This window comes from Variovorax xiamenensis (assembly GCF_050916385.1).
Taxonomy (GTDB): Bacteria; Pseudomonadota; Gammaproteobacteria; order Burkholderiales; family Burkholderiaceae_C; genus Variovorax.
In genome coordinates this window covers 6,545,300-6,559,535 of sequence record NZ_CP139038.1, presented here as the reverse complement: position 1 = coordinate 6,559,535, position 14,236 = coordinate 6,545,300, and the positions used below count along the sequence as shown (strand labels likewise).

The following is a 14,236-nucleotide window of genomic DNA, read 5'->3' as shown; positions in this document are numbered from 1 at the left end:
AACACGCCGCCGACCAGAGCGGCAATGATTTCAGGGAGGATCCATGTCCATCTTCGATGGCACGCACCGGCATTTGCGCCCGGTGTCGTGCGTCTTTTTTCCTGCGTCTTCGGCGGTGCGATGACGCGGCGGGTTTCCATTCAGACCCCACTCGGGGAGGAACTGCAGTTCCGGCGGCTGACGGGCCGCGAGGCGCTGAGCCAGCTCCATGACTTCGAGGTCGATCTGCTGGGCAGCAGCAACAGCATCGATCCGAAGAGGCTGCTCGGCAGGCCCGCCACCGTGGCGATGAAAACGGAGAGCGGAGCGCCTCGCTACCTGGGCGGCGTCATCGCATCCTTCGGCCTGAGCGAAGAGGATGCCCGGCACAGCTTCTACCGAATGCGGCTGCGTCCGTGGCTGTGGCTTGCAACCATGCGCAGCGACTTCCGCATCTTCCAGGGCAAGACCGTGCCGGACGTCGTGGCCGATGTGCTCCAGGGCTATGGCCATCCGGTGGAGAAACGGCTGGCCCGCGAGTACCGCGTGCGGGACTACTGCGTGCAATACCACGAGAGCGACTTCTCGTTCGTCTCGCGGTTGTGCGAACTGGAAGGCATCTATTACTACTTCAGGCACGAGGCGCAGCGGCACGTGCTGGTGTTCGCGGACGACATCGCGAGCTCGCACGATCCGCTGCCGGGAGGCGACACCGTGCGCTTCCACCCGCTGGAACAGGCAGGCATGACCGGAGGCGGCCAGGGGCCGAACGAGCGCATCCACGAGTGGAGCGCGAGCGAAGAAATCCGCTCCGGCCTGCACTTCACCGACGAGTTCGACCCTCTCAAGCCGAGGGCGGACCTCTCCTGCCGGCGGGAGCTGCGAGCAGGCCACGCGCACGACGACTTCGAGCTCTACGAATGGCCCGGCGGCTACAGGCAGTACGACGACGGCGAAACCTGCGCGCGCATCCGGACCGAGGAGCAGCTGAGCGGCCGCTGCGTTGCGCGCGGCCGTTCCAACAGGCGCGAACTCGCGCCGGGCCGCACCTTCCTGCTGGCGGGACACCCGAGGGACGACCAGAACCAGAAATATCTTCTGACCAGCGTCGACTACGACCTGCGGGAGAACCTCCAGGCCACCGAAGGCGCCAGTGCCGGCGAGGGCTCCGTCCAGCGCTTCGGCTTCGAGGCGCAGCCCGCCGGCCATGCGTGGCGGCCGCCGCGCATCACGCCGAAGCCACGTACCCGTGGTCCTCAGACCGCCATCGTGGTCGGGCCGAAGAACGAGGAAATCTGGGTCGACCAGTACGGTCGCGTCAAGGTCCAGTTCCACTGGGATCGATGGGGGCAGCGCGATGAAAACTCCAGCTGCTGGGTGCGCGTGTCCATGGCCTGGGCCGGCGAGACTTTCGGTGCGGCCGCGTTGCCGCGCATCGGCCAGGAAGTGATCGTCGATTTTCTGAGCGGCGACCCTGACTGCCCGATCATCACCGGGCGCGTGTTCAACGCCGAGAACATGCCTGCATGGCGCCTGCCCGACCAGAAGAATCTGTCGGGCATTCGCAGCCGCGAGTTGGGGGTGGGCGGATCGCGGGGCAACCATCTGGTGCTGGACGACCATCCGCGAAAGATCCAGGCTCAACTCAGGAGCGACCATCTCAGCAGCAGCCTGAGCCTCGGCCATATCGGGCGCATCGATGACACTGCGGGCCGCAAGGACGACCGGGGCGAGGGCGCCGAGTTGCGCACCGACGGTCATGCCGCCGTGCGTGCCGCAAGGGGCTTGCTGCTCACCACCGAGCCGCGACCCGATGCTCAGGCGCATGTCACCGATCTCGGAGAAACCGTCGCGCGCCTGACCGCCGCGCGCGACCTGCATGAGCGCCAGAGCCAGACCGCACTGGAAGCGAAGGCGCACGAGGCAGGAGACCAGGATGCGGTCACGCAAGTCCTCAAGGAGCAGAACGACGCCATCAAGGGCAGGTCCGACGCAGGCGTCGGTTCACGGCAGGGCGCGTTCCTGGAACTAGGCGAGCCGCACCTCGTGCTCGCCAGCGCTGCCGGCATCCAGAGCACAGCGGCGGGTGCCACCCATATCGCCAGCATCACGCACAACGCATTGAGCAGCGGCGGGCACACCAGCATCAGCGCGGGCAGGAGCTTCCTGGTGAGCGTGAAGGAGGCCGCGCGACTCTTCGCGTACAAGGCGATCCGCCTGACTGCGGCGACAGCCGGCATCGACATCGTCGCCCTGCAGAACAGCATCAAGCTTCTGGCGAAGCTCGACATCAAGCTGGAGTCCGACAGGATCAGCATCACCGCCAGGGAAGAAATCGTCGTCAACGGCGGCGGCAGCTTCTCGAGGTGGAGCGCCTCGGGCATCGTCCACGGCACCCAGGGCCTGTGGCGCGAGCATGCGGCCACCCACAGCTACGCGGGGCCGATGGACATGGCCAAGCGCCTGCGCATGGAAGGCGTGAGCCATGACGACAGGTACAGCGTCCGCTTCGCGCCCCTCGGCAGCGACGAGATCTTCAAGCACGTGGGAATGGCAGGGCTGCCCTACAGGATCCTGGGCGAGAAGCGGGAAACCATGGCCGAGGGAGTCATCCCGGAAGACGGCCGTCTGCCCAGGGTCGGCTTCGAAACGCCGGACGAGGCGGTGCTGATCGTGGGCGAAGAGGCGTGGGACTGGACCTCCGTTCCGACGATGCGTGCGACGCACGACGAGCCGGAAAGCGACGAAGGCGCTGCCATCGACGATGACGATGAACCCGGGTCGCCGGATGCGGAGGGCTCCAGGTATGCCCGGCCGGGAAGCGCTTTCGATCAAGGCCACTTTCTTCCCGAGTCGGCCGTCGAAGCCCACCTGAGCGGGCTGGCCTGAGCACACGGATACACAGCCATGCCCAGACTGATATCTGCAACCTACCACCCCAACATCGAAGTCGCCGAATTCATCTGCGAAGACGGCCGGCACCTGCTGCGCTCGGGCGGAACACTGCCATGGCGGATCAACAACCCCGGCGACGTGACCGCCCGGGTGGTCGACGGCGTGCCTTCGCCCAGAAAGGCAAAGGGCTACATCGGCTTCGCCACGACCCGATCTGGCAGGACCTTTCTGATCTTTCCCGATGAAAGCGCCGGCCGTGAAGAACTGAAGGCGAACCTGAAGCGCCTGCACGGCGACAGGACGATCTCCGAGGCCATTCCCGTCTACGCCCCGAAGAAGGAGAACGACACGGAAAAGTATGTGCGCGACCTGCTCAGGACCAGCGGCATTCCGGCCGGCAGAAAGATCGGCGAATGCAGCGACGCCGAACTCGAGAAGATCGTGAGCAGCATCGCCGAGATCGAGGGCTACCACGCGAACGCCGACACGCGAAAGGAAACCTGGGTTGCCGTGAGCAGGATCAACGCGACCGATGGCAGCCAGCCGTTGCCCGACACGGAGATCATTCTGCAAAGAGGCGGCAGGGAGGAAACGGTCAGGTCCGATGCCGCCGGGCGCTTCCCTCCCGTGATTCATCCCGCCGACAAATCGGCCGTGCACGTCAAGGTGACGGATCCGAAGAGCAAGGAGGCCGTGGCGGTCGGAACCATCCAGGGTGACGTCGGACAGGACTTCAACCTTCTGGCGAAATTCAAGAGATGGAAGGGCGTTGCCGGCTCGGAAAAGATCAACAGCTCGACTCCGGGCCAGAAGAAGTCCATGAGCTACGTGGTGCAGCCTGGCGACAGCCTCTGGAAGATCGCGAAGCTGTATCGCACCAGCGTGGAAGCCATCAGGGATGACAACGAGCTGGAGCACGACAGGATCTATCCCGGTGAGGTGTTGCGGATCACAGGGAGCGGCAAGGCAAGGCCGGATCACAGGCCTTCGATTGCTCCTCCTGCCGCAGCTGCCGCCAAGCCATCGACCTCGGAGGCACCGACAGTGCCGTCGAGGCGAAAAGCGGTTTCTCCTCCACCGCCGCCCATTCCTTCCGGAATCAGGTCATCGGATTCGGAGCGATCGAAGGAGGGGACGGGGAAGGTTCTGGCGCTGATCAATCCGGTGCCAGGGCGTGTTCCCTGGATGCCCATTGCCATTGCGGAAGCGAAGCTCAGGCAGGGAGAACTCGAGCTCACCCTCCAAGACAAGATCAATTACCACGTCGAGGTAGACGACGGACTCAAGGCCATGTACGGCAACAGCAATGCGTGGTGTGCCGCCTTTGTTAACTGGTGCCTGATGCAGGCGAAATATCCAATCGAAAACGCTGGTTTTCCCAATCGCAAGGTGGCGAAAGCCCGTGCGCATGGGTTCTACGAGGTCGATGGACCAAAGGAGAAAGCAGAAAAAACGACACCAAAAATCAGAAATCCATTATTTGTCGAGCTGGAGAGACCGATATATGGTGCCATTGCAATGGTTACATCCAAGGTAGGACATGGTAATCATGTCGGATTTGTCTATGCCGAGAATGATGAGGAAAAATTGATTTTGCTCGGAGGAAATCAACGCAGCCAGATTAGGTTTTCTCCTTTTTCGAAAAGGCTGCGAGCTCCTGTGAAGGTCAGAGGAAAAGATGGAAGGGTGGAGGTTGAGAATGCCGGAAGTTCAAGTTATTTGAAATATTTTGTTCCTGTTGCTTATTATGAGCAAGCGAAAAAGGATCTGGGGGCTCCAGGCATTGAAAAAATGAACATTGTGTCCTTGAACTTGATGTTGGGAATACCCCCTGATAAGCCGGCTAAACGGGGGGTGCAGCCAAAAGAAAATACTTTATGAATGGAGTGATCAATGTTTTTTAAGAAATTTTTTATTTATATCGTTGTGTTGCTCGCCTTTTCTTCTCTTCCTTTTACGTCACTTGCTGGGTATAGAGATGATCGATTGGTAATGTGGGTCAATCTTGATGAAGGGTCAGGCGGGTTGGATGTGAGTTCCACAATTCGAGAATTTATACGCTCTGGCAGAATTGACAAGGAGTGTGGTGTTGACTGGGCAGCTTGGGGCTCCGCGTTGTACATGAAAAAACGCCCCGCTGGGATAACGAATGATCTGATTAAAGAGGTTTTTCTTGAGAAGAATAAAGCCTCACTCGATAAGTTAGATCGACTTCTGAGGACATTTCGAGACTCTGAGAACGGAGTGGATGAAGGGCTGGACGGAGTCGTGGTGTATGCTGGAAAAAAATACCCTCGAATGATGAATTTTGTAGTTGGCGGAAAGAAAATAAAAACCTACAAAATGACATCGGATAAGTCAGATCCAACGATTCGAGAAATTGAAGAAGCGTTTTGTGTTCTTTTGCCGCCCGTTACGCGGGCTCCTTAGATGCACGCCCAGTTATTTGTCTTTCAATAAATTGCGTCCGCGCGCTTTCTTGCTAGCGTCTGCTCCGCGCCGTTGCGGTGAGCGTCGAACTCGTGCCACCATCCTCCATGCCCTACCAACTCCATTACTGGCCCACCATCCAGGGCCGCGGTGAATTCGTTCGGCTCGCGCTCGAGGCCGCCGGTGCGGACTATGTCGATGTAGCGCGGTTGCCCGAGGCCGAAGGCGGGGGCGAATCCGCTCTTGGCGAGCGGCTGGGCGATCCCGATAGCGCTCGTCCCGCCTTTGCGCCGCCATTTCTCGTCGACGGCGACATCGTGGTCGGGCAAACCGCCGCGATCCTGCTGTACCTTGGGCCGCGGCTTGGCCTGTCGGGCGTGGGCGAGTCCGACGGGTTGTGGACGCACCAGCTGCAGCTCACCATCGCCGACGCGGTGGCCGAGGCGCACGACACGCACCATCCGATCTCGGTCGGCGCCTACTATGAAGACCAGCGCGATGCGGCGGTGATGCGCGCGCGGGCCTTTCGCGATGAGCGCATCCCGAAATTCCTCAACTGGTTCGAGCGGGTGCTGCAGCGCAACCCCGCGGGCAGCCTGCACCTGGTGGGCGACACGCTGACCTACGCGGACCTGTCGCTGTTCCAGCTGGTGGACGGCTTGCGCTATGCGTTTCCGAAGGCCACGGCCCGCGCACTGGCCGCGACGCCCGCGGTCGAGAAGCTGCACGCCAATGTCCGGCGCCGCCAGCGCGTGCAGGCCTATCTGCAGAGCCCGCGCCGTATCGCGTTCAACGAGGACGGCATCTTCAGGCGTTACGCCGAGCTGGACGGCTAGCCGGATCTCGGCCGCCGAGTTCCGCCGCCAGACTCAGTCAGCCGACGAGCGCGGCCGCGTCCTTCCAGGCTGGCAGCAACACCAGCCCCTCCACCGTCACCGGCTTGCGCTGCGGGCCGAACAGATACCGGTTCGGCACGATGCCTTCCAGGTGGCGCAGCACATCGCTGCGGTCGTCGATGAAATGCGTGACGCGCAATTCGCGGCAGTGATCGGCCTTCTGCGGGCGTTGCAGGCAGAAGCGCAGGTTCGCGGACGGAATACCGGTGCGCTCGAAAAAGCGGTGATGGCCCAGCCATGCGCGGCTCTTGGCCTGCACGCTCGGGCCGCATTTCGATACCAGCCAGACACGGCCTTCGAACTTCTCGACCAGCGGCGCCACCGCGTCGAACATGCCTTCGTAGGGCGGGGTGTTCAGCGCGTCTTCCAGCGAGCCGCCGATGAACGAAGTGTCCGCTCCGTCGGCGCCTTCGGCCGCGATGAGCACGCGGCCGATGTCGATGCCGAGACGCGGAAGTGCGGGTGCGGATGTGTTCTTCATTTCTTCCTGTTCCTCTTGTGTGTTGAAGCAGGCGGATCGTAGAAATGAAGCCCATCATCAGGAACTACTGATATTGGATGTGCTATCCATAAAATGGATAGCCACATGGACATCCCCCGCACCAACCTCGACGCGCTGCAGTCGTTCGCCGTCTTCGCCGATACGCTGAACTTCAGCGAGTCGGCGCGCCTCCTGCACATCAGCCAGCCGGCGCTGCACGCCAAGGTGCGCAAGCTGTCGGAGCAGATCGACGCGAAGCTCTACGTGCGGGTGGGCGGAGCCCTCGAGCTCACGGCAACAGGCGAGCAGGTTGCGCGGCATGCGCGCGAGCTGCTCGCCTTCAACCAGCGCTTCGTGAAGGGGCTGGCCCAGGGGCAGGACGCCCCGGTGGTCACGCTGGCGGCCGGCGAGGGCGCATACCTCTACCTGCTCGGCAAGGCGCTGTCGCGCTTCTCGGGCGCGGGGGCATCGCCGCACCTGCAGTTGCTCACGCGCGGTCGAGACGAGTCGATCCAGGCGGTGCGTTCGGGGCAGGCGCATCTCGGCATCGCGCCGCTCGGCACGGTGCCTGCCGACCTGCGTGCCGTGCGGCTGACCGCCGTGGGGCAGGTGCTGGTCGTGCCGCGTGCGCATCCGTTGGCCTCGCGCAAGTCGGTGCGCTTGCGCGATCTCAAGGGCGCGCAGCTGATCGTGCCGCCGGCGGGGCGGCCGCATCGCGAGCTGCTGGGCCGGCTGCTGCAGGCCGAGTCGGTGCAGTGGCAGCCATCGCTCGAAGCCAATGGCTGGGAGCTGATGCTGCGTTTCGCCCAGCTGGGCTTCGGCCTGACGGTGGTGAATGCCTGTTGCCACATTCCCAATGGCCTGGCGGCGATTCCGCTGCAGGGCTATCCGTCGCTCGATTACCACGTGTTCCATGCAGCCGACCGGCCACCGACCGCGCACGTGCAGCGGCTGATGGACGCGCTGCTGGCGCACGGCGACCACTGGAAGACCCGATGACGCCCGAAGACGCCAGCAAGTTCATCGCCTACGTGCTGCGGCACGCGCCGGAGTCCATCGGCCTGCGGCTCGATACGCAGGGCTGGGCCGTCATCGAGGCGCTGGTGGCCGGGGCCGTGGCTACAGGGCGCGACCTGGCGACGGCGGATGTCCTGCTGGCCATCGACTCGGGCACGAAGAAGCGGTATGAGCTGTCGGCCGACGGGCTGCGCATCCGCGCGCTGCAAGGGCATTCGACGCCGCAGGTCAGCCGCAGTTTCGAGGCGGTTGCACCGCCGCCGCTTCTTTTCCACGGCACGGCCACGCGCTTCCTGGCGTCCATCCGCGCCCAGGGACTGCTGCCGGGTTCGCGGCAGCACGTGCATCTGTCCGCGGACGAAGCCACGGCGGTGCAGGTCGGGCAGCGCCACGGCAAGGCGCATGTGCTCACCGTCGATGCGGGCCGCATGCATGCGCTGGGCCGCGTCTTCCATCGCGCGGAGAACGGCGTCTGGCTGACGGCAGCTGTGCCGCCGGAGTTTCTGCTTCCGCCGGCGGACTAGTCCTGCTGCTCCGCCTCGTTGCGGATGCGCAGGGCGGTGTCGTAGAGCGTGTTGCGCGGCGCGCCGCTGATTTCGGCCGCGAGCTTCACGGCCGTCTTCACGGGCAGCTCGGCCAGCAGCAGGCGCAGCACGCGCTCGCCTTCCGCGCCGCCGTCGCCGCTCACGGCCACGGGGTGCAGCACCAGCGCGAATTCGCCGCGCGTGCGGTCGCGGTCGGCGCCGAACCAGTCCGGCAGGGCGCTGGCCGCGACGGTGGCGATTTCCTCGAACTGCTTTGTGAGTTCGCGGCCCACGGTGACGCGGCGCCCGCCCAACGTGGCCAGTGCGCGCGCAAGGCTCTCGATGCGGTGCGGTGCCTCGAGCAGCACCACCGCGCGCGGCTCCTGCGACAGCGCCTGCACGGCCGTGTCGCGCTCGCCCGCCTTGCTCGGCAGGAAGCCCGCGAAGACGAAGGCGCTGCTGCTGGCATTGCCGTCGCCACCGTCGGCCACCAGCCCGGCTGCGCCGATCAGCGTGGTCACGCTGCTGGCGCCCGGCAGCGGCAGCACGCGCTGCCCGGCCGCGCGCACGGCGGCCGCGAGCCGCGCGCCGGGGTCGCTCACGCCGGGCGTGCCCGCATCGCTGACGTAGGCGATGCGCTCACCTTGGGCGAGCCGCGCGACCACGGCCTGAGAGGCTTCGGCCTCGTTGTGCTGGTGCACCGCCAGCAGCCGGGAGCCGGGGCGGTCGATGCCGTAGGCACGCAGCAGGGTCTGCGTGTGTCGCGTGTCCTCGCAGGCGATGGCGTCCACGAGTTGCAGCACGTGCAATGCGCGCAGCGTGATGTCGGCCAGGTTGCCGATGGGCGTGGCGACGACGTAGAGCGTGCCCTGCGGATAATGCTGCGCACCCGCGGCATCGTGGGCGGCCGCGAGGGCGGCGCCAAAGGAAGCGGGGGCGAGTGAAGCCAAGGGGTTTCTCCGTCGGAACGAACAGGCAGCAAGAAAAAAGAAGACCTTTTGCAGTCGGGCAGGGAGGGCCATGAAGACCGACACCACAACGAAGCATCGCGGCGATGCGGCGGAAGACGCCGCGCTCGACCACCTGCGGTACGCCGGCCTCGTGCTGCTTGCCCGCAATTATCGGACGCCCGGACGCGGCGGCGGCGAGATCGACCTGATCATGCGCGATCCGCGCCCGTCGCCCATGGGCACGCTGGTGTTCGTGGAGGTGCGCCAGCGCAGCACCGGCGCGCATGGCGGCGCGGGCGGCAGCATCACGGGGCTGAAGCAGCGGCGCATCGTGTTCGCCGCGCAGCACTACCTGAGCCGGCTGCGCACATTGCCGCCGTGCCGCTTCGACGTGGTGCTGGTCGAAGAGAAAATCACGTGGCTGCAGGCCGCCTTCGACGCCGGCTGAAGCGCCCCGCAAGGGAACTGAAGCCTCGCAGGAGGCTCCACAACTCGAACGTCTTGTTTCACAGCCCCCAGTTATCATCCCGCCCCATGCTCGAGCAACGGATTCAGCAGCACTTCATCGACAGTGCCGACCTCAAGTACCAGACCGGGCCGGTACTCAGCAAACCCATCTCCCAAGCGATGCAGGCCATCCTCGCCTGCGTGACCAGCGGCGGCAAGGTGCTCGCCTGCGGCGCAGGCGTCTCGGGACTGCTCGCGGCCCAGTTCGCCGCGCAGTTCGTGGGCCGCTTCGAGCGCGAACGGCCCGAGCTTGGCGCCATCGCGCTGCCCGGCGATGCCACAGACCCCGCAGCGGACAGCGCCGAGGCCACGGATGCCGACCGCTTCGCCCGGCAGGTGCGCGCGCTCGGCCAGGCCGGCGACGTGCTGCTCGCGTTGAGCGTCAGCGGCCAGTCGGCATCGGTGCTGGCCGCGGTGACCGCGGCGCACGAGCGTGACATGACCGTGGTCGCGCTGCTGGGCAACGCGGCATCGGGCGCCGGCGGCGCCATCGGCCGCGCGCTGCGCGAGACCGACGTTCAGATCAGCGTGCCGCACGAGCGTGCGGCGCGCATCCACGAGATCCACCAGATCGCGCTGCATTGCCTGTGCGACGGCGTGGACGCCCAGTTACTCGGAGAACAGGAAGCTTCCTCATGACCTTGACGACCATGACGACGACATCGACCCAACGTTTCGCCCTTGCCCTGACACTGGGCGCCGCAATGGTGGCCGGACTTTCCGCCTGCGTGCCGCTCGTCGTGGGCGGCGCGGCCGTGGTGGGCGTGGGCATGGTGGCCACCGACCGCCGCAGCTCGGGCGCGCAACTGGACGACCAGGGCATCGAGTTGCGCGCCGCGGCCCGCGTGCGCGACATTGCCAACGACCAGATGTACGTGAGCGTCACCAGCTACAACCGCCAGGTGCTGCTGACCGGCGCCGTCGGCAGCGATGCCGATCGCCGCCGCGTCGAGGATGAAGTGGGCCGCATCGTGAACGTGCGCTCGGTGGTCAACGAGCTGACCGTCGGTTCCTCCAGCACCTTCCAGGACCGCTCGAACGACCTCTACATCACCGGCAAGGTGAAGGCCTCGCTGCTCGACGCCAAGGACATCTTCGCCAATTCCTTCAAGGTGGTGACCGAGCGCGGCGTGGTCTACCTGATGGGCATCGCCACGCGGCGCGAGACCGATCGCGCCACCGAGATCACGCGCGGCGTGTCGGGCGTGGTCAAGGTCGTGCGCGTGGTCGAGGTCGTGAGCGAGGCCGATCTGGCGGCCAGCCAGGCGGCGAACCAGGCCGCGGCGCAGCGCGGCGGCACGGGGCCGGCGCCGGTGACCTCGGCAACGCCCTCCACGCCTTCGTCGCCTTCATCCTCTTCCACCTCGCGCGTGCCGCTGCCGCCGATGGAGCCGCTGCCCGCTTCGGGCTCGTCCTCGTCGACGCCGTCCTCGAGCGGGGTGACGACCTCGCCGGTGCGCTGAGGCGCTGCCGAGCCAGAACAAAAAGCCCGCTGATGCGGGCTTTTTTTATCTCGGCACCTTTCTACTTGAGCCGGGTGATCAGGCTCGAGGTATCCCAGCGCTGGCCACCGGCCTGCTGCACGTCGGCATAGAACTGGTCGACCAGCGCCGTCACCGGCACGCGCGCGCCGTTGCGCTTGGCCTCGTCGAGCACGAGGCCCAGGTCCTTGCGCATCCAGTCGACCGCGAAGCCGTAGTCGAACTTGCCTTCGATCATGGTCTTGCCGCGGTTTTCCATCTGCCAGCTCTGGGCCGCGCCCTTGCTGATGACGCCCAGCACGGCTTCCATGTCGAGGCCGGCGCGCTGGCCGAAGGCGATGGCCTCGGACAGGCCCTGCACCAGCCCCGCAATGGCGATCTGGTTCACCATCTTCGCGAGCTGGCCGGCACCGCTCTCGCCAAGCAGCGTGACCGCGCGCGAGAACGCCATGGCCACCGGCTTGATGCGTTCGAACACCGCCGCGTCGCCGCCGCACATCACCGTGAGCGCGCCGTTCTGCGCGCCGGCCTGGCCGCCCGAGACGGGCGCGTCGATGAAGTGCAGGCCCAGCGCCTGCGCTGCCTTCGAGAGTTCGCGCGCCACGTCGGCCGAGGCGGTGGTGTGGTCGACCAGCGCCGCGCCCTTCTTCATGCCGGCGAAGGCGCCGTCGTCGCCCAGCACCACCGAGCGCAGGTCGTCGTCGTTGCCGACGCAGCAGAACACGATGTCGGCACCGGCGGCCGCTTCGCGCGGGGTGGCGGCGTGGCGTCCGGGCGGGCCGAATTCGGCGGCCCAGGCCTGTGCCTTGGCGGGGGTGCGGTTGTAGACCGTGACGCTGTGGCCGGCCTTGGCCAGGTGGCCGGCCATCGGGCCGCCCATGACGCCGAGGCCGAGGAAGGCCACTGTCTGTGCGGGGATGGATTCGTAGGTGCGGGGGTTGATGCTGCTCATGGGGGCACAGCTTAAAGCCATTCCACGACAGGTGGGATGCGCCTAACATGTACGTGAACGTGCAGGTTTTGGTAGAATCGCCCCATCATGACCGACCAGAACCCCGCCAGGACCATCACCGTGCGCGATGCCGCGGCCCGGCTCGACGTTACGCCGCGCACGCTCAAGTACTACGAGGAACTTGGCATCGTGGTGCCGGTGCGCAGCGAGGGCGGCTACCGCCTCTACGAGCAGGCCGATCTCGACAAGCTGGCACGCGTGCTGCGCATGCGCTCGCTGGGTTTCTCGCTCACGGCCATCACCGCGATGCTTCAGCAGCCGATGGAGGCGCCGGCCGAAGGCGGGCGTCCGCGGCTGTCGAATGCCTCGCTCAAGACGCTGCGCGAAACCCTCACCGGGCAGCTGGCGACGCTCGACGCGCGCGTGGCGCAAGTCCGCCGCGAGCTCAAGGAAGCCGCGGCGCTGCAGGCGCAGCTCAGGCGCGATCTCGACTACGTGGAGCGCCGCCTTGGCGGCGAGCCGGTGGAAGAGGCGCTCGAACAGCGCCGCAAGGAACGGCCTGCATCATGAGCACGACGGCCTTGGCATGGCCTTCGCGCGGCAGCAGTGCCGCGGTCGCGCTGCTGCCTTGGGCCATCGGCCTCGTCACGGCCATCGACTATTTCGACAACGCGCTCTTCGCCTTCTTCGCCAGCTACATCGCCGGCGGCGTGAACGCCTCGCCCGACGAGCTCGTGTGGGCCTCGAGCGCCTACGCGCTGGGCGCGGTGCTCGGCATCCTGCAGCAGCACGCGTGGATCGAGCGGCTGGGCTACCGGCGCTACCTGGCCGTCAGCATGTTCGCCTTCGCCGCGGGCGGCGTGGGTGCGGCGCTGTGCGACAGCTCGATGCAGCTCACGGCCGCGCGGGCCCTGCAGGGCTACTTCGTCGGGCCGATGCTGGGCGCCTGCCGCATCCTGATCCAGATCGGCATTCCGCCCGCGCGCCGCGCCAAGGCGCTGAAGGCCTTCATGGTGCTGATCGTCTTCGGCGGCGCGCTGGCGCCCATCGCGGGCGCTTTTCTGGTCGCCAATTTCGACTGGCGCTGGCTGTTCGCGAGTACCGCGCCGGCCGCGGCGCTGATCGGCCTGCTCGTGCTCTGGACGCTGCCCGACATCGGCGACGTCGAGCCGCACGAGCGCACCGAGCCGCACTACGTCGCCTACGTGGTGTTCGCGCTCGCGCAGGCCGCGCTGCAGGTGGTGCTGACACGCTCGCACTTCGAACTCTTCGCCGGCTCGCCCGCGCTCATCGGCCTCACCATCGCGGGCGTGGCGGGGCTCGCATGGTTCGGCTGGCAGCAGTGGAGGCACCCGGCACCGCTGGTGCGGCTGCATGCGCTGCGCAATGCGTCGTTCCGCGTCGGGCTGGCGCTCTACGTCGTCTACTACTACCTCTCGACGGGCTTCAGCTACCTGCTGCCGCGCATGATGGAAGGCGGCCTGGGCTTCACCGTGGGCAACACCGGCTACTTCACGGGAGCGGCTTCGTTCGCGACCGGGCTGCTGGTGTTCGTCTACCTGAAGTACTCGGCGCGGCTGGCGCGCAAGAAGTGGCTGATCGTCGTCGGTTTCGGCATCGCGGCGCTGGCGGCGTGGCTGCTGTCGCGCGTCACGCCGCAGGCCGGGCGCGAGGCCCTGCTGGTGCCGCTGCTGCTGCGTGGGCTGCTGATGCTGTTCGTCGTGCTGCCGGTCGCCAACCTCACCTTCAAGCCTTTCGCGGCGGAGGAGTTCGCGCACGGCTATCGCCTGAAGAATCTCGTGCGCCAGCTGGCGATCTCGTTCGCGACCTCGACCGTGATCGCGCTCCAGCAGCACCGGCTGGCGCTGCACGAGGTGCGGCTGAGCGAATCGGCCAATGCCGCGAACGCGAGCTTCATGCAGGCGCTGGATTCATTGACCCGCAGCTTCGCCGCGGCGGGCCATGCGGCCGGCGAGGCGCATGCGATGGCGCTCGGCACGCTGTGGCGCACGCTGGAGCAGCAGGCCACGTTCATGGCCTCGCTCGACGGCTTCACCGCGATGGCTGTGATTGCGCTGGCTGCCGGCGTGTTCGCCGCGTGGCAGCGGACGATCGACTGATCCG

14 protein-coding genes are annotated in these 14,236 nt (G+C 66.1%); 11 read left to right on the top strand and 3 right to left on the bottom strand.

What is annotated here, in order from left to right; genetic code table 11:
• Positions 1-120 precede the first annotated feature (120 nt).
• The 4 genes from SFB74_RS30075 (at position 121) to SFB74_RS30060 (ending at position 6,140) form a co-directional block, all read left to right on the top strand.
• On the top strand, positions 121-2,868 hold the full coding sequence (locus SFB74_RS30075; protein ID WP_432728053.1) for a type VI secretion system Vgr family protein: 2,748 nt from the start codon (positions 121-123) through the stop codon (positions 2,866-2,868).
• Positions 2,869-2,886: 18 nt separating this feature from the next.
• Complete coding sequence (locus SFB74_RS30070; RefSeq protein WP_432728052.1) at positions 2,887-4,755, top strand: LysM peptidoglycan-binding domain-containing protein; 1,869 nt, start codon at positions 2,887-2,889, stop codon at positions 4,753-4,755.
• A 12-nt stretch (positions 4,756-4,767) separates the two neighbouring features.
• Positions 4,768-5,304: a hypothetical protein gene (locus tag SFB74_RS30065; RefSeq protein ID WP_432728051.1), complete on the top strand. Its 537-nt coding sequence runs from the start codon at positions 4,768-4,770 to the stop codon at positions 5,302-5,304.
• Positions 5,305-5,411: 107 nt separating this feature from the next.
• Positions 5,412-6,140: a glutathione S-transferase gene (locus SFB74_RS30060; protein WP_432728050.1), complete on the top strand. Its 729-nt coding sequence runs from the start codon at positions 5,412-5,414 to the stop codon at positions 6,138-6,140.
• A gap of 37 nt (positions 6,141-6,177) precedes the next feature.
• Here SFB74_RS30060 and SFB74_RS30055 read toward each other — a convergent pair whose 3' ends face one another.
• Entirely contained in the window at positions 6,178-6,681 is a 504-nt protein-coding gene (locus SFB74_RS30055) for a hypothetical protein (protein ID WP_432728049.1), read from the bottom strand.
• A gap of 105 nt (positions 6,682-6,786) precedes the next feature.
• On the opposite strand from SFB74_RS30055, the gene SFB74_RS30050 reads away from it, so the two are divergent.
• Both SFB74_RS30050 and SFB74_RS30045 read left to right on the top strand, forming a co-directional pair.
• Positions 6,787-7,680: a LysR family transcriptional regulator gene (locus SFB74_RS30050; protein ID WP_432728048.1), complete on the top strand. Its 894-nt coding sequence runs from the start codon at positions 6,787-6,789 to the stop codon at positions 7,678-7,680.
• A complete protein-coding gene (locus SFB74_RS30045; protein WP_432728047.1) occupies positions 7,677-8,222 on the top strand; it encodes an RNA 2'-phosphotransferase in 546 nt (181 codons plus the stop codon). Before SFB74_RS30050 ends, SFB74_RS30045 begins: the two co-directional genes overlap by 4 nt.
• On the opposite strand, the gene rsmI is transcribed toward SFB74_RS30045, so the two are convergent.
• Positions 8,219-9,172, bottom strand: a complete 954-nt coding sequence (gene rsmI, locus SFB74_RS30040) for a 16S rRNA (cytidine(1402)-2'-O)-methyltransferase (RefSeq protein WP_432728046.1) — start codon at positions 9,170-9,172, stop codon at positions 8,219-8,221. The two genes, SFB74_RS30045 and rsmI, sit on opposite strands and share 4 nt — an antisense overlap.
• Before the next feature lie 70 nt (positions 9,173-9,242).
• Here rsmI and SFB74_RS30035 point away from each other — a divergent pair, with 70 nt between their 5' ends.
• The 3 genes from SFB74_RS30035 (at position 9,243) to SFB74_RS30025 (ending at position 11,142) form a co-directional block, all read left to right on the top strand.
• The gene (locus tag SFB74_RS30035; RefSeq protein WP_432728045.1) at positions 9,243-9,620 is read left to right on the top strand and encodes a YraN family protein; all 378 of its coding nucleotides are present in this window, start codon (positions 9,243-9,245) and stop codon (positions 9,618-9,620) included.
• A gap of 86 nt (positions 9,621-9,706) precedes the next feature.
• Positions 9,707-10,318, top strand: coding sequence for an SIS domain-containing protein (locus tag SFB74_RS30030; protein ID WP_432728044.1), 612 nt, complete (start codon positions 9,707-9,709; stop codon positions 10,316-10,318).
• Positions 10,315-11,142, top strand: a complete 828-nt coding sequence (locus SFB74_RS30025; protein ID WP_432728043.1) for a BON domain-containing protein — start codon at positions 10,315-10,317, stop codon at positions 11,140-11,142. The genes SFB74_RS30030 and SFB74_RS30025 overlap by 4 nt, the downstream gene beginning before the upstream one ends.
• A gap of 61 nt (positions 11,143-11,203) precedes the next feature.
• On the opposite strand, the gene SFB74_RS30020 is transcribed toward SFB74_RS30025, so the two are convergent.
• Complete coding sequence (locus tag SFB74_RS30020; protein WP_125952207.1) at positions 11,204-12,112, bottom strand: NAD(P)-dependent oxidoreductase; 909 nt, start codon at positions 12,110-12,112, stop codon at positions 11,204-11,206.
• An 87-nt stretch (positions 12,113-12,199) separates the two neighbouring features.
• Here SFB74_RS30020 and SFB74_RS30015 point away from each other — a divergent pair, with 87 nt between their 5' ends.
• Positions 12,200-12,682, top strand: coding sequence for a MerR family transcriptional regulator (locus SFB74_RS30015; RefSeq protein WP_432728042.1), 483 nt, complete (start codon positions 12,200-12,202; stop codon positions 12,680-12,682).
• On the top strand, positions 12,679-14,232 hold the full coding sequence (locus SFB74_RS30010) for an MFS transporter (protein WP_432728041.1): 1,554 nt from the start codon (positions 12,679-12,681) through the stop codon (positions 14,230-14,232). The genes SFB74_RS30015 and SFB74_RS30010 overlap by 4 nt, the downstream gene beginning before the upstream one ends.
• Positions 14,233-14,236: the final 4 nt, after the last annotated feature.

Coding starts and splice junctions, on each gene's coding strand:
- SFB74_RS30075 (WP_432728053.1), top strand. CDS start 121: ATGACGCGGCGGGTTTCCATTCAGACCCCACTCGGGGAGGAACTGCAG.
- SFB74_RS30070 (WP_432728052.1), top strand. CDS start 2,887: ATGCCCAGACTGATATCTGCAACCTACCACCCCAACATCGAAGTCGCC.
- SFB74_RS30065 (WP_432728051.1), top strand. CDS start 4,768: ATGTTTTTTAAGAAATTTTTTATTTATATCGTTGTGTTGCTCGCCTTT.
- SFB74_RS30060 (WP_432728050.1), top strand. CDS start 5,412: ATGCCCTACCAACTCCATTACTGGCCCACCATCCAGGGCCGCGGTGAA.
- SFB74_RS30055 (WP_432728049.1), bottom strand. CDS start 6,681: ATGAAGAACACATCCGCACCCGCACTTCCGCGTCTCGGCATCGACATC.
- SFB74_RS30050 (WP_432728048.1), top strand. CDS start 6,787: ATGGACATCCCCCGCACCAACCTCGACGCGCTGCAGTCGTTCGCCGTC.
- SFB74_RS30045 (WP_432728047.1), top strand. CDS start 7,677: ATGACGCCCGAAGACGCCAGCAAGTTCATCGCCTACGTGCTGCGGCAC.
- SFB74_RS30035 (WP_432728045.1), top strand. CDS start 9,243: ATGAAGACCGACACCACAACGAAGCATCGCGGCGATGCGGCGGAAGAC.
- SFB74_RS30030 (WP_432728044.1), top strand. CDS start 9,707: ATGCTCGAGCAACGGATTCAGCAGCACTTCATCGACAGTGCCGACCTC.
- SFB74_RS30025 (WP_432728043.1), top strand. CDS start 10,315: ATGACCTTGACGACCATGACGACGACATCGACCCAACGTTTCGCCCTT.
- SFB74_RS30020 (WP_125952207.1), bottom strand. CDS start 12,112: ATGAGCAGCATCAACCCCCGCACCTACGAATCCATCCCCGCACAGACA.
- SFB74_RS30015 (WP_432728042.1), top strand. CDS start 12,200: ATGACCGACCAGAACCCCGCCAGGACCATCACCGTGCGCGATGCCGCG.
- SFB74_RS30010 (WP_432728041.1), top strand. CDS start 12,679: ATGAGCACGACGGCCTTGGCATGGCCTTCGCGCGGCAGCAGTGCCGCG.